Origin of the sequence: Hydrogenophaga pseudoflava NBRC 102511 (assembly GCF_001592285.1) — a bacterium.
GTDB lineage: Bacteria > Pseudomonadota > Gammaproteobacteria > Burkholderiales > Burkholderiaceae_C > Hydrogenophaga > Hydrogenophaga pseudoflava.
In genome coordinates, this window is record NZ_BCWQ01000015.1 from 30,915 (window position 1) to 52,077 (window position 21,163).

Consider the following 21,163-nt stretch of genomic DNA (forward strand, 5'->3'; position numbering starts at 1 on the left):
AAAGCGCATGCCAGCGTTACCGAAGGGGTCGCAGTATACATACAGACACGAATGTATGTATATTCGCAGGGTTGTTTTTTATACCAACAGATCACCATGGTCCGACGCACCAAGGCCGACGCCGAAGCCACACGCACCGCCCTGCTCGACGCCGCCGAACAGCTGTTCCAGGCCAACGGGGTCTCACGCACCTCGCTGCAGGACATCGCGAGCGCGGCAGGCACCACGCGCGGAGCGATCTACTGGCACTTCAAGGACAAGGCCGATCTTTTCAACGCCATGATGGACCGGGTGACACTGCCTCTGGAACAGTCGACCTATGCCGCGCAGGCCGAGGAAACGCCGCTGCAGCAGATGCGCATGTCGGTGCTGACGGCCCTGCACAAGACCGCCACCGACGAACAGGCGCGCCGCGTGTTCGAAATCGCCACCCAGCAGGTCGAGTACAACGGCGAGATGCTGGCCGTTCGCGAACGCAAGCTGCGCTGGCGCGACGAGTACCTGCTCTATCTCACCCAGCAGTTCGAGGCCGCAGCCGCCGACGCGGGCATCCGCCTGTCCATCCCTACCCGCAGCGCGGCATTGGGCCTCAAGGCCATCCTCACCGGCGTGCTCGACAACTGGCTGCTCGACACCAGCGACTTCGACCTGGTCCAGGTTGGCGCCCAGGTGATGGACAGCTACCTGGCGGGGCTGGGCTTCAGCGCCCCGGAGGCGCCGAAGGCGGCAGCGCCTCGGGCTGCGGTGCGCGCGAAGGCAGCCGCAGATGCAGTGCCGCCTGCGCCAGCAGGTTCGCCGACACCGGCGCGGTCACGAAAACGAACAGCGTGATCAGCAACTCGGCAAGGCCGGGCCGCCCCTGCGCCCAGCCCAGCAGCAGCGAAGCCAGCAGCACCCCACCCACGCCCAGGGTGGACGACTTGGTGGGCGCGTGCAGTCGCATGTAGAAGTCGGGCAGGCGCACCATGCCGATGGCACCCACCAGCAGGAAGAAGGCCCCGACCACGATCAGGATCGCGGCCGCCCATTCGATCACCGGGTTCAGTTCCATCGTTTCACTCCACCACATCGCCGCGGCTGAGGTAGCGCGCCAGCGCCACCGTGCCGACAAAGCCCAGCAGCGCCACGATCAGCGCAGCCTCGAACAGCAGCGGGGTCTGCCAGCGCAGACCGAGCAGCACCACCAGCGCCACCAGACTCAGGTAGAGCGTGTCCAGCGCCAGCACGCGGTCGGCGATGGTCGGGCCACGCAGCAGGCGCCAGCCGCAGAGCAGCAGGGTCAGGGTGACGGCGCCGATGCCCAGGGTCAGCGCGATATCCAGCACGTTCATGTGGCGCCCTCCCCGTCGAGCCGGAAGATGGCCATCAGCGGTGCCTCATAGCGCGCCTTCATCTCGGCCACCATGCCGGGCGCGTCGTCGCAATTGAGCGCGTGCACCCAGATGCAGGGTGCCACCTCGTCCACCACGGCCGAGACCGTCCCTGGCGTCATGGTGATGATGCTGGCGAACAGCGCGTTGACCCGGTGGTGTTCGCAGGCCAGCGGCACGCGCAGCCAGGCCGGCTGCGGACGGCTCATGGGGCCGAGCACCAGCCGGGCCACGGTGATGTTGGACAGCACGATGTCCCACAGCACCACGAAGGTCAGACGGAACGCGGCTCCCCAGCGGATCGGGCTGCCCGCGTGCAGCAGGCCACGCAGCAACCGAGGGACGATCAGGCCGAGCAGCGCGGCCGAGAGCAGGTGCACCGGCTCCAGGCTGCGCGAGAGCGCCAGCCAGCTGGCCGCCAGCAGCAGGGACAGCACCGGGTGGTCGAACCAGCCACCGCGGCGGTCGAGGGTGTCGGATTTCATGGTTGCTTCTCCTGGGCGGGGGCGGCGCGCTGGCCGTCGTAGGGGCGCATGCTGGGCGGTGCGTCCGGCCCGAGCACGGCGCGCACGTAGTCGGCGTTGACCGAGAGCTGCGCCGCGGCGGCGTCGGTGTAGCGTTTGACCGGCGCGGCCAGCACGGCCAGCGCCACCGTCAACGCCATGAAAGCCCACACAGGGGCCTGCAGGTGGGCACTGCTGCCGGGAGCGCCCTGATCCACCGCGGGCTGCACATGCCAGAACACGATCACGCCGGCACGCGCCAGGCCGATGATGGTGAGGAAGCCCACCCCCAGCACCACACTCCAGACCCAGGCCTGCGCCACCAGACCGCTGCTGGCCTGCAACACCATGAGCTTGCCCAGGAAGCCCGGCAGCGGCGGCAGGCCCGCTGCCGAGGCGGCGCCGAACAGCAGCATCACGCCCAGCAGCACCGGCTCGCGCACCGCGTGCGCCGGCTGCAGCCGGTCCATGGTCTCGCCGCGCTGCGCCGCGATCAGCTCCACCAGCAGGAACAGGCCCGCCACCACGATGGTGCTGTGCAGCGTGTAGTACAGCGCGGCCGACAGCGTCGCCGGACTGAACAGCCCCACCGCGGCGAGGATGGTGCCCACCGAGGACACGGTGAGGTAGCCCACCAGCCGGCCCAGGCCATGCGCCGCCAGCGCGCCCAGCACACCCAGCGCACTGGTGGCCAGGGCCAGCGGCAGCAGCCAGTCGGCCACCGCCAGCGCGGCGCCACCGGCCTCAGCACCGAAAATCTGCCAGTGCACCCGCACGATGCTGTAGACGCCCACCTTGGTCATGATGGCGAACAGCGCCGCCACCGGCGCGCTGGCCGCGGCGTAGGTGCCGGGCAGCCAGAAGTACAGCGGCAGCATGGCGGCCTTGAGGCCAAACACCACCAGCAGCACCAGCGCGGCGGCCTGCGCGAACAGCAGGGTGTCGCCCTGCAGCAGCGCCAGGCGCCGGCCCACATCGGCCATGTTCAGCGTGCCGGTGGCGGCGTAGACCAGCGACAGGCCGATCAGAAACAGGCCCGAGGCCACCAGGTTGAGCACCACGTAGTGCACGCCCATGCGAAAGCGCTCGCGCCCCTGGCCGTGCACCAGCAGCACGTAGGACGCGATCAGCAGCACCTCGAAAAACACGAAGAGGTTGAACAGGTCGCCAGTGAGGAAAGCGCCGCACAGGCCCATGAGCTGGAACTGGAAGATGGCGTGGAAGTAGCGGCCACGCCCGTCCCAGCCACTGGCGGCATACCAGAGCACCGGCAGCGCGACCAGGTAGGTCAGCAGCACCATCAGCGCCGAGAGCCGGTCGACCACCATGACGATGCCGAACGGCGCCGGCCATTCGCCCAGGCGGTAGACCAGCAGCTCGCCGCCGGCCGCGTGCCGCACCAGCCCCACCGCCATGAACAGGCCGAGTGCCGTGGACAGCAGCGCGATGCGGCGGCGCCAGCGCAGCGGCGCGTCGTCGTGCGCCCCGCCCTGCCCGGCCATGCCGCCGGCATCGCCGATGAGTAGCAGCACCGCCGCCGTCAACATGGGCAGCACCACCGACAGCACCGGGGCGTGCTGCAGCCAGAAACCGAACAACGAACCCGTCATGCGCGCGGCCCTCCGCGCTCGTGGCCATCCACGTGGTCGTTGCCGCTTTCATGGCGGCTGCGCAGCGCCAGTTCCACCACGAAGCCGGTGGTCGCAAAGCCGATCACGATGGCGGTGAGCACCAGCGCCTGCGGCAGAGGGTCGGCCACCGGACCCTCGCCCACCAGCACCGGCGCGGCGTTGCTCCACAACCGGCCCATCAGGAAGATGAACACGTTGACCGCATACCCGAACAGCGACAGCCCCAGCACCACCGGGAAGCTGCGACCGCGCAGCATGAGGTAGATGCCGGTGGCGGTGACCATGCCCACGCCGGTGGCGAGAAGAAATTCCATGCTCATGCGGCACTCCTTGGGGTGGGGGTGGCGGTGGCGGGCAACTCGCGCGAGGCCTGACCCAGCACCGAGATCGTCAGCAGCGTGCTGCCCACCACAGTGAGGTAGACGCCCAGGTCAAAAATGGCAGCGGTGGCCAGCGGCAGTTCGCCCAGCATCGGCACATGCGGGTGGCCGTGGGCACTGGTCAGAAACGGACGGCCGAGCGCGAACGCGCCCACGCCGGTCAGACCGGCAATGCCCAGGCCGCTGCCGACCCAGCGCACGAAGCGGCGCCCGCCGCCCGCGCGCAGGAACTGCTCGGCCCGCGCCTGACCCAGCGACATGAACTGCAGCACCAGCGCCACGGCCGTGATCAGCCCGGCGATGAAACCACCACCGGGCAGGTTGTGGCCGCGCATGAAGATGTAGAGGCTGAACACCAGGGCCAGCGGCAGCACCACCGACGCGGCCACACGCAGCAGCAACGGCTGTTGTGCGAAGGTCCAGGCGCGGCCCTCGGGGTCCATGCCCGGGCGGCGCGTGCGCAGGCCGTCCATGAGCGCCAGCACGCCGACGGCGGCGATGCCCAGCACGGTGATCTCGCCCATGGTGTCGTAGCCGCGGAAGTCCACCAGGATCACGTTGACCACGTTGGTGCCGCCGCCCTTGGGCAGCGACTCCTGCAGGAAATACCACGAGATGGATTCGTGGTCGCGCGTGAGCACCAGCCAGGTGATGACCGACATGGCCGCGCCGCCACCCAGCGCCAGCAGCGCGTGCAGGCCCTTGCGCAGCGCCGGGGTTTCTTTCGGGCTGGTCTGAGGCAGCAGAGCCAGGCCCATCAGCAGCAGCACGGTGGAGACGATGTCCACCGACAGCTGCGTCAGCGCCAGGTCGGGCGCCGAGAAGCCCAGGAAGGTGAGCGAGGCCGCCACACCGACCACACCCACCAGCACCACGGTCTGGAAGCGCTGGTGGTGCGTGCGCGCGATGGCGATGCAGGTCAGCAGCAGCAGAGCCCACATGGCCCAGGCCAGCGGCGTTGCCGGCATCTGGGGCCGGGTCCCGGTGCCGATGCCGCTGCCCAGAAACGGCAGCGCACCCAGCACCAGCGCGGTCAGCAGCAGCCAGCCCACGTAGCGTTGCAGCGAACCGGTTTCCAGCCGCGCCGTCAGCCGGCCCGAGAGGCCGAACAGGCGGTCGATCAGCCATTCGAAAATGCTGCGGCCCGTGGCCACACCGAACCAGTTTTCCGACGCGATGTGGTGCAGGCGTCGGCCCTTCGCAAGCCACAGGTACAAGCCCACGCCCACCGCCAGCGCAATGGCGCTCATCAGCAGCGGCAGGTTGAAGCCGTGCCAGATCGCCAGGTGGTACTCGGGCAGTGCCTGGCCCAACAGCGCGGTCGCGGCCACGTGCACCAGCGGCCCGAAGGTGAGCGCGGGCGCCAGGCCGACCGCGATGCAGATGATCACCAGCAGCATCGCAGGCAGCTTCATGCCCAGCGGGGGCTCGTGCGGGTGATCGTTCGGCACATCGCCCAACTCGCCGTTGAAGTAGGTGTCGTGCACGAAGCGCAGCGAGTAGGCCACGCTGAAGACGCCGGCGAGGGTCACCAGCGCGGGCACCAGCCAGGCATAGATGCCGCTGGTGCCGACCACGGCTTCGGTGAAGAACATTTCCTTGGACAGGAAACCGTTGGTCAGCGGCACGCCGGCCATGGACGCGGCCGCCACCATGGACAAGGTGGCCGTCCAGGGCATGAACTTCCACAGCCCACCGAGCTGGCGCATGTCGCGCGAATGGGTCTCGTGGTCCACGATGCCGGCGATCATGAACAGCGAGGCCTTGAACGCCGCGTGGTTGAGCACGTGGAACACGGCGGCCACGGCCGCCAGCGGCGAGCCCAGACCGATCAGGAACACGATCAGCCCCAGGTGGCTGACGGTGGAATACGCGAGCAAGCCCTTGAGGTCGTGTTTGAAGATCGCGATGAAGGCCGCGAACAACACCGTGGCCAGTCCGGCCGCGCTGACGATGGCCTCGAAATGCCCGGTGCCGGCGAGCACTGGGTGCATGCGCATCAGCAGGAACACGCCGGCCTTGACCATGGTGGCCGAGTGCAGGTAGGCCGAGACCGGTGTGGGCGCGGCCATGGCGTCGGGCAGCCAGAAATGAAACGGGAACTGCGCGCTCTTGGTGAAGGCGCCCAGCAGGATCAGCAGCAGCGCGGGCACAAAGCGCGGGTCGGCCTGGATGGTGGCGACCTGGGCCGCCAGGGCGCTGAGTTCGTATGTGCCCGCGATCTGGCCCAGTAGCACGAAACCGCCCAGCATGGCCAGGCCGCCGCCGCCCGTGACGGCCAGGGCCTGCCGCGCACCGGCGCGCGCGTCGGCACGGTGGCTCCAGAAGCCGATCAGCAGGAAGGACGAGATGCTGGTCAGCTCCCAGAACACCACCAGCAGCAGCAGGTTGTCCGACAGCACCACGCCCAGCATGGCGGCCATGAACAGCATCATGAAGCTGTAGAACTTGCCGGCCGAGTCCTCGGGCGCCAGGTAGTAAGCCGCGTACAGCACGATCAGCAGGCCGATGAACAGGATCAGCCCGGCGAACATGAGCGAAAGGCCATCGAGCCGGAAGCTCAGCTGCAGGCCGATCTCGGGCACCCAGGGCCAGGCGTTGATCACCGTCTGGCCGGCGAACACAGCCGGTGCCTGCGCCAGCAGCAGCGCGAGCGCCGACGCGGTGACCAGGCCGGCGGCCAGGGCGGTGAGAGGGCGGGACTTTGAACCGAGGCAGGCGGTGGCCACGGTCCCGAGCAGCAGAGGCAGCAAGACAATCAACAAGAGCAAGGTGCTTCCTTCGGGTGAGCGGGCATTCTAGGGAGCACCACCCACCCCGCGAGTTCCCGGGGGCTTAACCGGAATCAGTCGAGCCGCTGCGGTGGGGGGGCGGACCCGCGCATGCGCCAGGCCAGCCGGGACCCGGTCCCCACCGCGAAGCCCACTGTCCAGAACACGCCGCTCACGCCCACCAGCACCCCGGCCGACCCGAACAGCAACGGCATCACCACGCTGGAACCGTTGATGGCCATGGAGCGCAGGCCCAGTGCTTCGCCGTGCCGGTGTTTCGGTGTGATCTGGTGCAGGGTGCTCATCACCATGGGCTGCACCGAGCCCAGGGCCAGTCCCAGCAGCACCGACAGCAGCCCCATCAGCCAGGCCGTGTGCACCAGCGGGTAGAGCGCGAACAGTGCGGCCGTGCTGACCATGGCGGTGCCGATCACCGTGCCTTCGTGCAGCCGCGAGGCCAGCCAGGGCATGATCAGCCGGATGGCCGTGGCCGCCAGCGCGAAGGAGCCAAGGATGGCGCCGATCACCGTGGCCGAGAGCCCGCGCTCGTGACCCAGCACCGGCACGAGGAAGGTGTGCACGTCCCAGCACGAGGCCAGCAACCAGTTCATCAGCATCAGGTTGCGGAACGGTTTGTCCCGCAGCAGATCCCAGGACGACTGCCGGCGCGGCGCTTCGCCCGTGTCGGGCGCGGGATGGTCGGGCACACGCCGCACCCACCACCAGGCCAGCGAAGGCAACAAGGCCATCAGCAAGTAGGCGGCACGAAAGCCGCTGGCGTCGATCAGCAGGCCCGCCAGAAACGGTCCGAGGAAGTTTGAAATGGACGGCCCGACGGCGACCCAGCTGAACACCTGGCGCAGTTCGGTGGCGTCGCTCGCCATGTGGCCCACGTGGCGCTGCAGCGCGATCATGGCCAGGCAGACGGCGGCGCCGCTGGTGATCGCCGTCAGGCACAGCACACCAAACTGCGGCCATGCGACCGAGCACAGCCCCCCGGCCGTCGCCACCACGCTGGCCAGCACGAACGGGCGCTGCAGACCATGGCGCTCGGCGTACCGGCCAGCGGGCAAGGCCAGGACCACCTGGGCCAGCGCGAACAGGGCCAGCAGCACGCCGACCGCGACGGCGCTGTGACCTTCGCGCAGCGCCATCAGCGGCGCAGCCATGCGAAAACCGGTCATGCAGGCGTGCACGCAGATCTGCGCGCCGATCAGGCGGACCAGGGCGGTGCGGGTGCCGGGTCTCAAGCCGGATCGCCGTCGGCGGCGTCCAGCGGCAGCAGCGACTGCGCACGGTCCTGCGGCAAGGCCTCGACGGTCTTGAGCGCGCGGCCCATGGCGCGGCTGCGCACCTCGGCCGCATCCAGGGTGTTGAGCACGGTCTGGGTCTGGTTTTTGACCTTGGCGAGCACGTCGCCGAACTTGCCGAACTCGGTCTTGACCGCCCCCAGCACCTGCCAGACCTCGCTGCTGCGCTTCTCCAGCGCCAGCGTGCGGAAGCCCATCTGCAGCGCGTTGAGCATGGCCATCAGCGTGGTCGGCCCGGTGAGCGTGACGCGGTGATCGCGCTGCAGGGCCTCCATCAGGCCCGGTCGGCGCAGCACCTCGGCGTACAGGCCTTCGGTGGGCAGGAACAGGATGGCGAAGTCGGTGGTGTGCGGCGGCTCCAGGTACTTCTCGGCCATGGATTTGGCTTCCAGCCGGATGCGCTGCTCCAGCCCGCGCGCGGCCAGTTCGGCGCCCTCGGCGTCGGCGCGCTGCTGCGCGTCCAGCAGGCGTTCGTAGTCCTCGTTCGGGAACTTGGCGTCGATCGGCAGCCAGCAGGGCGCACCGTCATCGCCCCGCCCCGGCAGGCGGATCGCAAAGTCCACCATGTTGCGGCTGCCCGGCCGCGTCGCCACCTGTGCCGCGTACTGCTCGGGGGAAAACACCTGCTCCAGCAGCGCGCCCAGCTGGGCCTCGCCGAACATCCCGCGGGTCTTCACATTACTCAGCAAATGCTTGAGGTCGCCCACGCCCTGCGCCAGGGTCTGCATCTCGCCCAGACCCTTGTGCACCTGCTCCAGCCGCTCGGCCACCTGCTTGAAGCTCTCGCCCAGGCGCTGCTCCAGCGTGGCGTGCAGCTTTTCGTCCACCGTGGCGCGCATCTCGTCGAGCTTGGCGGCGTTGCTGGTCTGCAGCTGGGCCAGCTGGGTTTCCAGCGTGGCGCGCACCTCGGCCAGGCGGCGCGCGTTGGCTTCACTCAGGTCCTGCAGCTGGCGCGTCAGCGTGTCGCCCAGGGTGCCGCGCAGTTGCACCAGCTGCTGCGCGAAGGCGTCAATCTGCGCGTTCTGCGTGCGGGTGGTTTCCGCGCCCTGGCGCACCAGCGTGTCCTGGAAGGTGGCCAGGGTTTGTTGGATCTCCAGCCGGCCGGTGCGGGCGCTGTCGCCCACCTCGCGGCGCAGCTCGCCCTCGACCCGGTCGATGCGCTGTTCGGTGGCCTGGCCCTGCTGCTGCAGCACGGCCAGCAGCTGCGCGCGCTGCGCCGCCTCATCGGCGTTGGCCGGCGGACGGCGCAACAGCAACCACAACAGACACAGGGCGTTGAGCACGCCCAGCGCCACCACGATCCAGATCAGCAGTCCATCGGTCATCCGCGCATCGTACCGTCGCTCAGGCGAAGAACAGCCAGGTCATCAGTGCGAACAGCGGCACCAGGATGCCGAACGACCAGGCCATGTAGCCGAAGAAGCTGGGCATCTTCACGCCACGGTCCTCGGCGATGGCCTTGACCATCAGGTTGGGCGCGTTGCCGATGTAGCTGTTGGCGCCCATGAACACCGCGCCCGCCGAGATCGCCACCAGCGTCGGCGCCAGCGTGGTCATCAGCACCTGCGCATCGCCGCCGGCGGTGTTGAAGAACACCAGGTAGGTCGGTGCGTTGTCGAGGAAGGAACTCAGGATGCCCGTGGCCCAGAAGTACATGGCCGGGTTCGGCGAGCCGTCGGGGTTGGTCACCGCCCGCACGATGGCGCCGAAAGGCCCGTCCACGCCCGCCTTGAGCATGGCGATCACCGGGATGATGGTCAGGAAGATGCCGGCGAACAGCTTGGCCACCTCCTGCATCGGACCCCAGCTGAACTGGTTGTCGGCGTGCACGCTGCCGGGCGTGAGCTGCAGCGAGGCCACGGTGATCGCGATCAGTCCCAGGTCGCGCACGATGCCGGGCAGGCCGACCTCGGTGCCGGCGATGTCGAACACCACGTCGGACTTCCACAGGCCGCTCATCAGCACCAGGCCGACCACGCCGGCCAGCAGCAGGAAGTTGACGCCGCCGTCGAAGCCGAACTGGCGGTCATCGGGCGTAGGGTCGGCGGGACGGATCTCCTCCCGCTTGTGGTAGTACCACCAGTCCAGCGCGTAGAACAGCACCAGCAGGGTGCCGACGAGGAACAGCGTTTCCGGAAAGATGTGGGTCAGGGTCCAGCTGAACTCGACGCCCTTGAGGAAGCCGAGGAACAGCGGCGGATCGCCCAGCGGCGTGAGCGAACCACCGGCGTTGGAGACGATGAAAATGAAGAACACCACCACGTGCACCACATGCTTGCGGTTGTCGTTGGCACGGATCAGCGGACGGATCAGCAGCATCGACGCGCCCGTGGTGCCCATGAAGCTGGCCAGCACCGCACCGATGGCGAGGATGCCGGTGTTGAGCGCCGGGCTGCCACGCAGGTTGCCCTTGATGTAGATGCCGCCGGCCACGGTGAACAGCGCGGTCAGCAGGATGATGAAGGGGATGTACTCGGCCAGCAGCGCATGCACCACGCCCGCGCCTGCTGCGCCGGGGCCAAACACCAGGGCGAACGGCAGCAGGAACGCCAGCGCCCAGGCCGCCGAGACCTTGCCGAAATGGTGGTGCCAGAAGATGGGCGCCACCAGTGGAATGATGGCAATCGACAGCAGGATGCCCGCAAACGGCACACCCCACAGCACCGACAGCTGAGCGCCGTCCATATCGGCCGCCAGGGCCAGCGAAGGCAACAGTGACAGGACAGCAGCGCCCCAACGCGCGGTTCGGAATTTCATGGTGTTTGTCTCCTCGTAGCCCTCGATTATTTCCTGTGCGCCTGAAGAACGCCTGACACCCCCTCGATAGAATGCCCTGCTACCTCCCGACAACACCTTCCGGAGCCTTCAATGAGCGTCTACGACAAGCTGAACCAGCTCGCCATCACACTCCCCCCCGTGGCCATCCCTGCAGCCGCCTATGTGCCGTTCGTGCAGACCGGCAACCTGGTCTTTCTCAGCGGCCACATTGCCAAGAAGGACGGCAAGCCCTGGGTGGGTCAGCTGGGCCTGACCATGACCACCGAGGAAGGCAAGGCGGCCGCACGCGCCATCGCCGTCGACCTCATGGGCACCCTCGCCGCGGCCTGTCTGGCCGCCGGCAAGACGCTGGACGACGTCAAGCGCATCGTCAAGGTCATGAGTCTGGTCAACAGCACCGGCAGCTTCACCGAACAGCACCTGGTCACCAACGGCTGCAGCGAGCTGCTGGGCGAGGTCTTCGGCCCCCAGGTGGGCGCGCACGCACGCAGCGCGTTCGGCGTCGCCCAGATCCCTCTGGGTGCCTGTGTCGAGATCGAGCTGATCGCCGAGCTGGCTTAAAACACCGCACGCCGCGTCGCCTGCCCGGCGGCGCCGTGCTTACGCGGGATGCGGACTCAGTGCTTGTCCAGCACCAGGAGCCAGTGCCCGTACCAAAGCGTGTTGAAGCGGTCGCGCCGGCTCACCTGCATGCCGCTGCGCGCAGCCCAGGCTTCCACCTGGTCAGAGTCGACGTGCTCGACCCACTGGCGCGCCATCACGAGGTCGTGCATCTGGTTGGCGGCAGCCCGCCAGCGCGGCCGGACCACCATGTCCTTGACGATCAGACGCCCTCCCGCCGGCACCACCGCACACAGGGCGGCCACAAACGCTGCCTTGTGCTGGTCCGGCACATGGTGAAGCACATCGACGACCGTCACCACCTCGTGCCCCAGTTGCGGGATTCCCTGTTCGATGGAGCGGTGCTCGAAAGCGACGACCGAGGAAAGCTCGTGATCGTTGGCGACCTGATTGGCCACGGCCACGGCCGGCCCTGCCACATCGAACCCATGCCCCTGGCGAATCCGGCCAAGGCTGGCCATCAGGTTCAGCAGCAGTCCGTTTCCGCACCCCACATCCAGCACCGCAGACTGGGGCGGAACTTCGTGGATCACCTCGTGCAAGGGACAGATGTGCGAGCGGTACTCCTGCATCAAACGCACCTTGGCGCTGGGCACGCCCGCATACAGAGGGGCGGCCAGCCGCTGGATGGCTGTGGGGGTCAGGGTGTTCTGGATGGACATGGGTCGGATGCTCGCGCGGGTCACTGGGGAGACGGGCGGGTCGCGGTTGCTGCCCATCCCTGTCGCCAGGCGGCCAGTTGCAGAAGACCCAAGGCGGCCAGAATGGCCCACTGCCCGGCAAACGCCAGGTGATATCGCTCCTGGGAGACCACGACCATGTGGATGGCGGTGAAATACAGAATGCTCAGCGTGATCGGTGAGAACAGGGTCGACACGAAACCGGCTCTGCGCAGCGACGACCACAGGCCCACCACCACCAGCAGACAGATCAGCCCCCAAGTCGCCTGCGTGAGGCGCTTGAGCCGAGGCTCCCACGCCTCACCGAATGCTTCGCGGACACCTGGCGAGTTCCAGCCCACACCCACCGACTCGTTGGTGTAGAGGATCAGCAGCTTCTTGACCGCTCGTTCCGCAAAGGCCGTCGGGTCCTGAAGGATGTAGGCCTTGGCCTCCTGTCCGAGCACCTGCGCCCGCTCGTTTTCAGGCAGGTGGCTGTACTTCTTTGGCGTCACCATGTAGCGACCGTCGGTGCCCGGTGTGTTGCCCATCCAGAGCGTGATACCGCCATTGCTGGAGATGAGCACGGTTTCCCCATAGAGCTGGTAGTTGCGCCAAGTCCAGGGCGCCACCACCACGGCCATGGCGAGGCCGGCCAGAACCACGGATCGGATCTGCTCAAGGAGCACACCCCGCCCTCCACGATTCATCAGCGCCAGTCCGCCGCCATACACCAGCGGCAGCAGAAGCGCCTGCGGACGGACGAGTGCGGCAAAGCCCAGCACCAGTCCGGCCAGCAGCGCCCTGGCGGTCCGTCCTGCCCACGGAGCGGTCCACAGGTCCAGCGCGAGCAAAGTCAGGAACAGGAAGGGCAGCTCGCTCGCCAGAATGGTCGGGTACATGACCAGCGTCGGCCAGGCGGCCAGCACCAGCGCGCTCAGCACGGCCACGTTCTGCCCCCAGAAACGTGCGGCCAGTCTCGCCGTCACCCAGACGATGCCCAGGGACAGCGCAATGTTCATGGCAACGATGGGTTCATAGCGGATGCCAAACAGCGCAAACAGCGAGGCATGCAGGAACGTGGTGCCCGGCGGCCAGAACGACGTGGGGTGGTCAGGCTCCCAGCCGAAGGTGCCGTGCTGCACCAGGGTGCGGGCAAACGCGTCGTACGCCTCGCCATCCGAGTTGGGAATGACCGGCACCCACCAGGCCCAGATCAGGCGCAGCGACAACGCCAGAAAGGTCACAAGCCACAGAGACATCGTCCATTGCAGCTCTGCGGGCCCGGCATCGGTTGGACGGTTGTTCATGTTGAGGTGAAGCAAAGGAAGGTTCGATGAACCGAGGTGGGTCGGGCTCAGAGCTGCAACAGCGTGGCGCCCGTCAGAATCAAGGCCACCACGGCGCCGGTGGCCCAGGTCTCCGGATCGGTGGCGGCGAAGAAGATGGGGTCTTCGTCCATGTATCCGCGGGCCGTGACCACCCACAGGCGGGTGACCCACAGCAGCATCAGGGGCGCGATCAGCCACAGGATCTCGGGGGAGCGGTACAGCTGCGACACCTCGGTGCTGTGGATGTACAGGGCCAGCACCAGCACCGCCAGGTAGCCGCTGGCTGCGCCCAGGCTCTGCAGCACGACCACATCTTCCGTCGCATACTCCCTGCCACGCAGCTTTCCCTGGGTCACGCCGGAGGCGATCTCCTTCTTTCGCACTTCCACCAGCTCCGCCACCCGCTTGACCAGCGCCAGGGAGAGAAAGATGAACATCGAGAATGCGAGCAACCAGAAAGACAGGCTGATGCCGGTCGCCAGGGCGCCCGCGATGATCCGCAGGGTGTACAGGCCTGCGAGCACGATCACATCCAGGCTGGCCACCCGCTTGAGCCACAGGGAATACAGCAGGGTGGTCACCAGGTAGGTGCCCAGGGCCAGCTGGAAACCCACGGGGAGCAGCCACGCCAGCCCCAGGCCGGATGCCATCAGGACGACGACGGCGACCAGACCGGCACGCACATCCAGGGTTCCCGCGGCAAAGGGCCGGTTCTTCTTCTTTTGGTGGTACCGGTCGGCCTCCAGGTCCAGCAGGTCGTTGATGAGGTAGGTTGCCGATGCACAGGCACCAAAGCAGAGGAACGCGAGCGTCGCGGCCCCCAGCGCCTGCGTGTTCAGCACCTCGTGGGCAGTGATGATGGGCACCAGCAGCAACAGGTTCTTGAGCCATTGCTGCAGGCGGATGGCCCGCAGCCAGGTCCTCCATCGGCCTGAGGTGTTCGGAATGTCCCGGTGCGGGATGCCCATGCCGGCCACTTGACGCACGATCGAACGGGGGGCATTGACAGTGACCGCCGCACCTGATTTTTGCCAGACGGCCAGGTCCACCCTCCCGTTGGCGACGTATTCAAACCGGCCCGGACCGAACCGATCCTCCAGCACCGCCGCCTTGTTCGCACCGATCAGATTGACAGTCTCGGAGGTCGCCAGCACCGAATCAAACAAGGAAAGATGCTCAGCCACCTGACTGGCCAGTGACTCGTGACTACCCGTCACCAGCACCACAGGCCTTCCTTGCCGTCTGGCCTTGTCGATCAGATCGAGCACATCGGCGTGGTAGGGCAGCACCGTCACATCAAGCTGCCCCGCCTGCACGAGGCGGTGTTTCAGGTAGCTCCGACCCCGCAGCAACCAGAGGGGGAGGCAGAAGATCAGCAAGGGCTGCCGCTTCAGTGCGGCCAGCAGCGATTCGAACGTCAGATCCGTACGAATCAGCGTTCCATCCAGGTCGACACACAGGGGATGAGCGACCGACGTACCTGCCGGATTGAGCGTCATGGCGGGAGTATATTCGGCGATTCTTGATTCTTTTTGGTTATTCCACAGCAGGATGACTCCTCCGTGAACCGTTCAACGCTGCTGCTCATTGTGGCCAACGTGGCCATGACCTCCCTGGCGCAAATTGTGCTCAAGACCGGCATGAGTGCGCCCGAAGTGGCCCGTGCGCTGGCCGGAGGCATCCGTCTGCCGGCCCTGGTGACGGTGCTGTTCCATCCCTGGGTGGTTGTAGGGCTGGGCCTTTATGCGGGTGCGGCCCTGGTCTGGCTCCTGGTCCTGTCCAGGGTCGATGTGAGCCTGGCATACCCGTTTGTAGGCTTGGGGTTTGTGGTGACGATGGTGTTGGCCTGGGCCTTCCTGGGCGAAGCCGTCACCCCCATGCGCATGGCGGGCACCTTGCTGATCGCTGCCGGCATTGTGGTGCTGGCAAGAACCTGAGCCCCGACCCGCAGGCGCCATGAAAAAGAGGCTCACCAAGGAGCCTCTTTCTGCTTCATGACCGCGGCCCAAGGCCGTTCCGATCAGGGTCCGGTCAGACCTTGGCGGCCTTCTTGGCCAGGTCGGTGGCCTGCTTGGACGCGGCAGCGAAGTTGGCCTGGGCCTGGGTCGTGGCCTTCTTGATCGCGGCCTGGGTCTGTTCAACCGCCTTTTGGCCGTTGCTCAGGGCGCTCTGGAAAGCGGCCACAGCGGCTTCGGAACCGGCCGGTGCGTTCTTCACCAGCTGGTCCACCGAGGCGCCAACGGCCTTCTGGGCTTCGGCCAGGTTGGCTTCGAACTGCTTGACGAACTCGGCACTGCCTTCGGTGGCGATGCTCTGCACGTGCTGGAAGTAGGCGGCGGACTTCTCGGCCAAAGGCTGGAAGAAGCCGGTCTGCACGGTCACGAATTCCTGGGGGCTCTTGACGGCCAGAACGGCCTGGGCGTAGCCGAAGGACTCGCCCAGCGCGGCCTTGGAAGCGGCCAGGTTGAGTTCAACCAGCTTTTCCACGCCGGCGAAGGCCTTGGTGGTGGCGCCTTCAAGGGCTTCCAGGTTGGCTTTGTTGGCGGAGATGATCTGTTCTGCAGCGTTGTTCATGTCGGTTCCTTGAGATGAAGGGTTGAAACAGCCGCCGGGAAAACATTCATCGGGTTGACAAATGTTGCAGTGCAGCATGACGCAATTCTATGTGAAAACCTTGGACTGGCAAGCATTTTTGCTGCATTGCAGCAAAAATAGGGAGACATGCCAAAACCGGCGGCCAGCCGATGGCTGCGGGCCGTCAGAACCAGGTGGTGACGGCGTCCACGACACCGTAGGCCTCGTCCACCACCGGCAGCCAGCGCCACTTGTCAAAGGTGGTGCAGGGGTGGGAGATGCCGCTGCCGACTGTCTCGCCCAGGCTGGGCCACTCGTCCGGGGGAGCGGAGGCGTCAAAGCGCAGGTAGGCGTGCTGGTCGTTGAGCGCGTCGATGCGCCAGTGGGCTGGCACCGCTTGCAGCGCACCGCCCTGCCCCAGGGCCTGAGGATGCGAGCGCCAAACCGGCACTGGCAGGTCGAGGTCGTAGGCCACGTCGCGCTTGCCCATCGACAGCAGCGCCAGGCCCGGCTCGGGCTGGCTCTGCACACAGGCCAGCACTTCCAGCGCGGGCTTCAAGGTCTCGCGCAGGTTCAGGCGCTCGCCCACGCAGCACAGGTAGCGCGTGTAGCGCTGGTGGTCGTGCGTCAGGTAACACCCCGAGCGCAACACGCCGCGCACCGGACGGCCCAGATCGGGCAGCAGCCGCTCGGCGACCAGGTCGAAGATGGCCGAGCCGCCGGCCGTGAGGATGATTTCCTCGTGCGCGAACCAGCCCTGAGCGATGGCTTCGCGCGCGATGGCGTCCACGCGGTCCATCAGGCCCTGCACCGTCGCCCGGTCTTTCACGTGGTCGCAATAGGCGGTCGTGCCCTCGTAGCACTCGATGCCCACGAGCTGCAGCACCGGGCTGGCGGCAATGCGTATGGCGGTCTGCCGCGCCTCTCCGGCCGTGCGGGTGCCGGTGCGTTGACCGGCGAGGCCCAGTTCCAGCAGCACCTCGAAGCGCCCCTGGAACGAACGGTCTTGGGCCCAGGCCTCGATGGCGTCCACCTGCCCGACCGAGTCGACCAGGAACATCGAACGCAGGCCCGGGCGCTCGGCGTGCAGCAGCGCGAGCGCGTCCAGCTCGGCGCGCTGGATCACCTGGTTGGCAATCAGCAGCACCGGCACGCCGTGGCGCGCGCCGACGGCCGCCTGGAACACGGTGGCGAAGCTGATGCCCCAGGCCCCGGCGTCCAACTGCAGTTGCCACAGTTCGGGCGACATGCTGGTCTTGCCGTGTGGCGCGAGGTGCAGGCCGCGCTGCGCGCAGAAGTCGCGCATCCAGTGCAGGTTGTGCTGCAGGGCCGACTGTTTGAGCACGGCCTGCGGCAGCGCCAGATCGCCTCGCAACAGGTTCCAGCCTTGTGACGGGATCTGCGCCCGCGTGAGCGGTGCGCCGCCCGTGGGGAAGCCTTTGAGATGGTGGCCGAAGACGGCGTCAGACGTTGTCATGGGTAGTTCAGTCCAGTGGCCACTGCAGGGCCTTGGGCAGGTTCTTGGGTGGCAGGTCGGGTTCGACCACGGGCGTCGGGCCGGCCCTGGTCTCAACACGCCGCCACCACGGATCGGTGCGCGCCACATGGGCGGGTTCCACCGCCTGCCCCAGCTGAGGCATCAGCAGCGGGGTGCCGTTCTTCTCGGCCAGCGCATGCAACACCTCGGCCGGCTGGTCCCAGGCGTGCATGGCCAGGCTGAACGTGCCCCAGTGCACTGGCAGCAGCACGCCACCACCCAGCAGTTGGTGCGCCTTCATGGCGTTCTCGGGCCCCAGGTGGATGTCGCCCCAGGCCGGATGGAAGGCGCCGATCTCCAGCATCACCAGATCGAACGGCCCGAGGCGTTCGCGGACCTCGGTGTACGCATCGGTCAGACCGGTGTCGCCGCTGAAAAACACACCGTGCTTCTCCGACCGGATCACCAGCGACGACCAGAGCGTGGCGTTGCGGTCTTTCAGGCCGCGGCCCGAAAAGTGCTGCGAGGGCGTCGCGGTGACGGTGACTTCGCTGCCCGGCAGTCGGTGCGTTTCCCACCAGTCCAGTTCGGTGATGCGTTCGGCCGGTACGCCCCAGGCCTGCAGGTGCGCGCCCACGCCCAGCGAGGTGACGAAGGGCACGCCGCGCTTGTTGAGCTCACGCACCGTGGGGTAGTCCAGATGGTCGTAGTGGTCGTGAGAAACCAGGGCCGCGTCCACCTCCGGCAGTTCCTTGACCTTGAGCGGCACCGGCTGGAAGCGCCTGGGGCCGACCAGGGTGGACGGCGACGCGCGCGGCCCCCAGACCGGGTCGGTCAGCAGGCGCTTTCCGCCAATCTCGATCAGCACCGTCGAGTGGCCCAGCCAGGTGGCGCGCAGGCCGCTCTGCGGCCCCTGGCGCCAGCCCTCGCGCGGATCGGTCGCGGGCAGCGGCGCGGTCGGCACGCGACGTTCGCCACCCCAGAGAAAGTCCTTCAGACTGGGAAACGGAGCGTTCGGGTCGCGCAGCCCCGGCGCCACCGGGTAGACGTTGTGGAAACCCTGACCGCGCCACTGGGACGAGGCCTGCATGCGCTCCAACCGCAGGCCTTCGGCCCGTTTGCCCATCGACTTCATGGCCATCCTTTCCAAGAAACGCCATTCTGGCGACGGCGCGCCGCCCCGCGAAGTCCCGGGTGATTGCCCGTCAGGATTTTTTCTTGCGCTGCGCCGCACGCCGCACCTGGCGGCTCTGCCGGGCCAGGTCGCGCTCGGCCTGCTTCGCACGCTCGGCCTCGCGCCTGGCTTTCAGACGCTTGCCCAGCATGCGCGCAAAAAAGAAGGTGAGCGCGAAGCTCGCCAGCATCAGGAACAGGCCGATACCGTCGGTGCTCATCATTCCACCCGGGTGATGCGGTTGGGCTTGAAGCCCAGGTCGGCCGCCTTGCCCTTGCGACCGCGCGCGGCCCGGGCGTTGTTGAGGCTGCGGATCTCCAGCGTCTCGTCGCGCTCCTTGCCACCGCGGCCGATGCCTTCGATCTTGATGCTGCGCGTGTAGGCGCAGGCGCCCGCCAACGTGTCCTTGTCTTCCAGGTCGATCAGCATCAAGCCGCGACCGCCCTTCTCCATCGACTTGAGTTCGCCGATCTCGAAGGTGAGGATGCGCCCGCCGGTCGACGCGCAGGCCACGTGCGTGGCAGCGGCCAGTGGCTGGCCGCCGGACGTGTTGGCCACGTGCGAGGGCGCGCAGATGGCTTCGCCCTCGCCCACGCTGATGAAGGCCTTGCCCGCCTTCTGGCGCGAGACGAGGTTCTCGACCGTGGCCAGGAAGCCGTAGCCGCCCGTGCCGGACAGCAGCAGCGTGGCATTGGCCGGACCGGCGAAGTAGTGCAGCGGCTGCGTGCCACTTTCCAGCTCGATCAGTGTGGTGATGGGCTGACCGTCGCCGCGCGCCCCAGGCAGGCTGGCCACCGGTACGCTGTAGACGCGGCCGTTGTTGCCGAACACGATCAGCGTGTCCACCGTGCGGCATTCAAACGTGCCGTACAGGCCGTCCCCGGCCTTGAAGGCGAAGCTGGCGGCCTCGTGGCCGTGGCCGGTGCGGGCGCGCACCCAGCCCTTGCTGGAGATGACCACCGTGACCGGCTCGTCCACCACCTTGATTTCGGCGACGGCCTTCTTCTCAGCCTGGATCAGCGTGCGGCGAGGGTCGGCGAAGGTCTTCGCGTCGGCTTCGATCTCCTTGACCATCAGGCGCTTCAAGCTCGCCGGGTTGGCCAGGATGTCTTCGAGCTTGCCCTGCTCCTCGCGCAGCTCCTTGAGTTCCTGCTCGATCTTGATCGCTTCGAGTTTGGCCAGCTGGCGCAGGCGGATTTCCAGGATGTCCTCGGCCTGGCGCTCGCTGAGCCTGAAGGCCTCGATCAGCGCGGCCTTGGGCTCATCGCTGTGGCGGATGATGCGGATCACCTCGTCGATGTTCAGCAGCACCAGCTGCCGGCCTTCGAGGATGTGGATGCGGTCCAGCACCTTGTTCAGGCGGTGCTGGCTGCGGCGCGTGATCGTGGTCTGGCGGAAGGCGATCCACTCTTCCAGCATCAGGCGCAGGCTTTTCTGCGTCGGCCGGCCGTCCAGGCCGATCATGGTCAGGTTGATCGGCGCCGAGGTCTCCAGGCTGGTGTGGGCCAGCAGCGCGGTGATGAGTTCCTGCTGTTCGATGCGGCTGCTCTTGGGCTCGAACACCAGGCGCACCGGCGCGTCCTTGCTCGACTCGTCGCGCACCGCGTCCAGCACCATCAGCATGCTGGCCTTGAGCTGGGTCTGGTCCTGCGTCAGCGCCTTCTTGCCGGCCTTGACCTTGGGGTTGGTGATTTCCTCGATCTCTTCCAGCACCTTCTGGCTGCTCACGCCGGGCGGCAGTTCGTTCACCACCAGCTGCCACTGGCCGCGCGCCAGGTCTTCGATCTTCCAGCGCGCGCGCACCTTCAGGCTGCCGCGGCCGGTGCGGTAGGCGTCGGCGATGTCGCCCGCCGGGCTGATGATCTGGCCGCCACCGGGGTAGTCCGGGCCGGGCAGGATGGTCAGCAGCTCCTCGTCGCTCAGCTTGGGGTTCTTGACCAGGGCCACGCAGGCGTCGGCCACCTCGCGCAGGTTGTGGCTGGGGATTTCGGTCGCCAGGCCCACAGCAATGCCGCTGGCGCCGTTGAGCAGGTTGAACGGCAGGCGTGCGGGCAGCTGCTTGGGCTCCTCGAACGAGCCGTCGTAGGTGGGGATGAAGTCCACCGTGCCCTGGTCGATTTCGTCGAGCAGCAGGCCGGAAATCTTGGCCAGACGCGCTTCGGTGTAGCGCATGGCGGCGGCGCCATCGCCGTCGCGGCTGCCGAAATTGCCCTGGCCGTCGATCAGCGGGTAGCGCTGGGAAAAGTCCTGCGCCATGCGCACCAGCGCGTCATACGCCGCGCTGTCACCGTGCGGGTGGTATTTGCCCAGCACGTCGCCCACCACGCGGGCGCTCTTGACCGGCTTGGCCGCCGTGTTGCCGGAAAAGCCCAGCCCCATGCGGTCCATGGCGTAGAGGATGCGCCGCTGCACCGGCTTCTGGCCGTCGGACACGTCGGGCAGGGCACGGCCCTTGACGACCGAGAGGGCGTACTCGAGGTAGGCACGTTGCGCGTAGGCGGCCAGGTTGTCGTCGCCGGGTTCGGCCACAGGTTCGGGAGTGATCAGGTCTTGGGTCATGGGGTCACAAACTGGAAGAACGGGT

Annotated in this window: 19 protein-coding genes and 1 pseudogene; 3 read left to right on the top strand and 17 right to left on the bottom strand. The window is 67.4% G+C overall.

Annotated features, from left to right (window positions below):
- Positions 1 to 96: 96 nt before the first annotated feature.
- Positions 97 to 681, top strand: a pseudogene (locus HPS01S_RS17510) (TetR family transcriptional regulator); the annotation flags it as partial.
- A 19-nt stretch (positions 682 to 700) separates the two neighbouring features.
- Here the strand turns inward: HPS01S_RS17510 and HPS01S_RS21630 are convergent.
- The 9 genes from HPS01S_RS21630 to HPS01S_RS17550 all read right to left on the bottom strand — a co-directional run bounded on the left by HPS01S_RS21630 (position 701) and on the right by HPS01S_RS17550 (position 10,722).
- A complete protein-coding gene (locus HPS01S_RS21630) occupies positions 701 to 1,051 on the bottom strand; it encodes a Na+/H+ antiporter subunit G (protein WP_127804056.1) in 351 nt (116 codons plus the stop codon).
- 4 nt (positions 1,052 to 1,055) lie between these two features.
- Positions 1,056 to 1,331 carry a K+/H+ antiporter subunit F gene (locus HPS01S_RS17515; RefSeq protein WP_066158945.1) on the bottom strand — a complete coding sequence of 92 codons (276 nt, stop codon included), beginning with the start codon at positions 1,329 to 1,331 and terminating at the stop codon, positions 1,056 to 1,058.
- The gene (locus tag HPS01S_RS17520) at positions 1,328 to 1,855 is read right to left on the bottom strand and encodes a Na+/H+ antiporter subunit E (RefSeq protein ID WP_066158947.1); all 528 of its coding nucleotides are present in this window, start codon (positions 1,853 to 1,855) and stop codon (positions 1,328 to 1,330) included. Before HPS01S_RS17520 ends, HPS01S_RS17515 begins: the two co-directional genes overlap by 4 nt.
- Entirely contained in the window at positions 1,852 to 3,483 is a 1,632-nt protein-coding gene (locus tag HPS01S_RS17525) for a monovalent cation/H+ antiporter subunit D (RefSeq protein WP_066158950.1), read from the bottom strand. Before HPS01S_RS17525 ends, HPS01S_RS17520 begins: the two co-directional genes overlap by 4 nt.
- Positions 3,480 to 3,824: a Na+/H+ antiporter subunit C gene (locus HPS01S_RS17530; RefSeq protein ID WP_066158952.1), complete on the bottom strand. Its 345-nt coding sequence runs from the start codon at positions 3,822 to 3,824 to the stop codon at positions 3,480 to 3,482. The genes HPS01S_RS17525 and HPS01S_RS17530 overlap by 4 nt, the downstream gene beginning before the upstream one ends.
- A complete protein-coding gene (locus HPS01S_RS17535) occupies positions 3,821 to 6,649 on the bottom strand; it encodes a monovalent cation/H+ antiporter subunit A (protein WP_255284240.1) in 2,829 nt (942 codons plus the stop codon). Before HPS01S_RS17535 ends, HPS01S_RS17530 begins: the two co-directional genes overlap by 4 nt.
- 80 nt (positions 6,650 to 6,729) lie before the next feature.
- Complete coding sequence (locus HPS01S_RS17540; protein WP_255284241.1) at positions 6,730 to 7,905, bottom strand: MFS transporter; 1,176 nt, start codon at positions 7,903 to 7,905, stop codon at positions 6,730 to 6,732.
- On the bottom strand, positions 7,902 to 9,290 hold the full coding sequence (locus tag HPS01S_RS17545; protein ID WP_066158958.1) for a DNA recombination protein RmuC: 1,389 nt from the start codon (positions 9,288 to 9,290) through the stop codon (positions 7,902 to 7,904). Before HPS01S_RS17545 ends, HPS01S_RS17540 begins: the two co-directional genes overlap by 4 nt.
- A 19-nt stretch (positions 9,291 to 9,309) precedes the next feature.
- Entirely contained in the window at positions 9,310 to 10,722 is a 1,413-nt protein-coding gene (locus HPS01S_RS17550; protein ID WP_066158961.1) for a sodium:proton antiporter, read from the bottom strand.
- A 111-nt stretch (positions 10,723 to 10,833) separates the two neighbouring features.
- Here HPS01S_RS17550 and HPS01S_RS17555 point away from each other — a divergent pair, with 111 nt between their 5' ends.
- On the top strand, positions 10,834 to 11,304 hold the full coding sequence (locus tag HPS01S_RS17555; RefSeq protein WP_066158964.1) for a RidA family protein: 471 nt from the start codon (positions 10,834 to 10,836) through the stop codon (positions 11,302 to 11,304).
- A gap of 56 nt (positions 11,305 to 11,360) precedes the next feature.
- Here the strand turns inward: HPS01S_RS17555 and HPS01S_RS17560 are convergent, their stop codons facing one another.
- From HPS01S_RS17560 to HPS01S_RS17570, 3 genes are read right to left on the bottom strand one after another with little or no spacing between them, the layout of a single operon-like run.
- On the bottom strand, positions 11,361 to 12,026 hold the full coding sequence (locus HPS01S_RS17560; protein ID WP_169803954.1) for a class I SAM-dependent methyltransferase: 666 nt from the start codon (positions 12,024 to 12,026) through the stop codon (positions 11,361 to 11,363).
- 20 nt (positions 12,027 to 12,046) lie between these two features.
- Entirely contained in the window at positions 12,047 to 13,333 is a 1,287-nt protein-coding gene (locus HPS01S_RS17565; protein ID WP_157576420.1) for an ArnT family glycosyltransferase, read from the bottom strand.
- Between the two features lie 47 nt (positions 13,334 to 13,380).
- A complete protein-coding gene (locus HPS01S_RS17570) occupies positions 13,381 to 14,853 on the bottom strand; it encodes a UbiA family prenyltransferase (RefSeq protein ID WP_079366058.1) in 1,473 nt (490 codons plus the stop codon).
- A 63-nt stretch (positions 14,854 to 14,916) separates the two neighbouring features.
- Between HPS01S_RS17570 and HPS01S_RS17575 the strand changes: the two genes are divergently transcribed.
- Positions 14,917 to 15,291 carry an EamA family transporter gene (locus tag HPS01S_RS17575; RefSeq protein WP_241559677.1) on the top strand — a complete coding sequence of 125 codons (375 nt, stop codon included), beginning with the start codon at positions 14,917 to 14,919 and terminating at the stop codon, positions 15,289 to 15,291.
- A gap of 94 nt (positions 15,292 to 15,385) precedes the next feature.
- Here HPS01S_RS17575 and HPS01S_RS17580 read toward each other — a convergent pair whose 3' ends face one another.
- The 5 genes from HPS01S_RS17580 to parC all read right to left on the bottom strand — a co-directional run bounded on the left by HPS01S_RS17580 (position 15,386) and on the right by parC (position 21,138).
- Complete coding sequence (locus tag HPS01S_RS17580) at positions 15,386 to 15,928, bottom strand: phasin family protein (protein WP_066158973.1); 543 nt, start codon at positions 15,926 to 15,928, stop codon at positions 15,386 to 15,388.
- A 184-nt stretch (positions 15,929 to 16,112) separates the two neighbouring features.
- Positions 16,113 to 17,405, bottom strand: a complete 1,293-nt coding sequence (locus tag HPS01S_RS17585; RefSeq protein WP_066158976.1) for a type III PLP-dependent enzyme domain-containing protein — start codon at positions 17,403 to 17,405, stop codon at positions 16,113 to 16,115.
- Positions 17,406 to 17,412: 7 nt separating this feature from the next.
- Positions 17,413 to 18,540: an MBL fold metallo-hydrolase gene (locus tag HPS01S_RS17590; RefSeq protein ID WP_066159204.1), complete on the bottom strand. Its 1,128-nt coding sequence runs from the start codon at positions 18,538 to 18,540 to the stop codon at positions 17,413 to 17,415.
- A gap of 70 nt (positions 18,541 to 18,610) precedes the next feature.
- Positions 18,611 to 18,799, bottom strand: coding sequence for a hypothetical protein (locus HPS01S_RS17595; RefSeq protein ID WP_066158979.1), 189 nt, complete (start codon positions 18,797 to 18,799; stop codon positions 18,611 to 18,613).
- Positions 18,799 to 21,138 carry a DNA topoisomerase IV subunit A gene (gene parC / locus HPS01S_RS17600; protein ID WP_066158982.1) on the bottom strand — a complete coding sequence of 780 codons (2,340 nt, stop codon included), beginning with the start codon at positions 21,136 to 21,138 and terminating at the stop codon, positions 18,799 to 18,801. Before parC ends, HPS01S_RS17595 begins: the two co-directional genes overlap by 1 nt.
- Positions 21,139 to 21,163 lie beyond the last annotated feature (25 nt).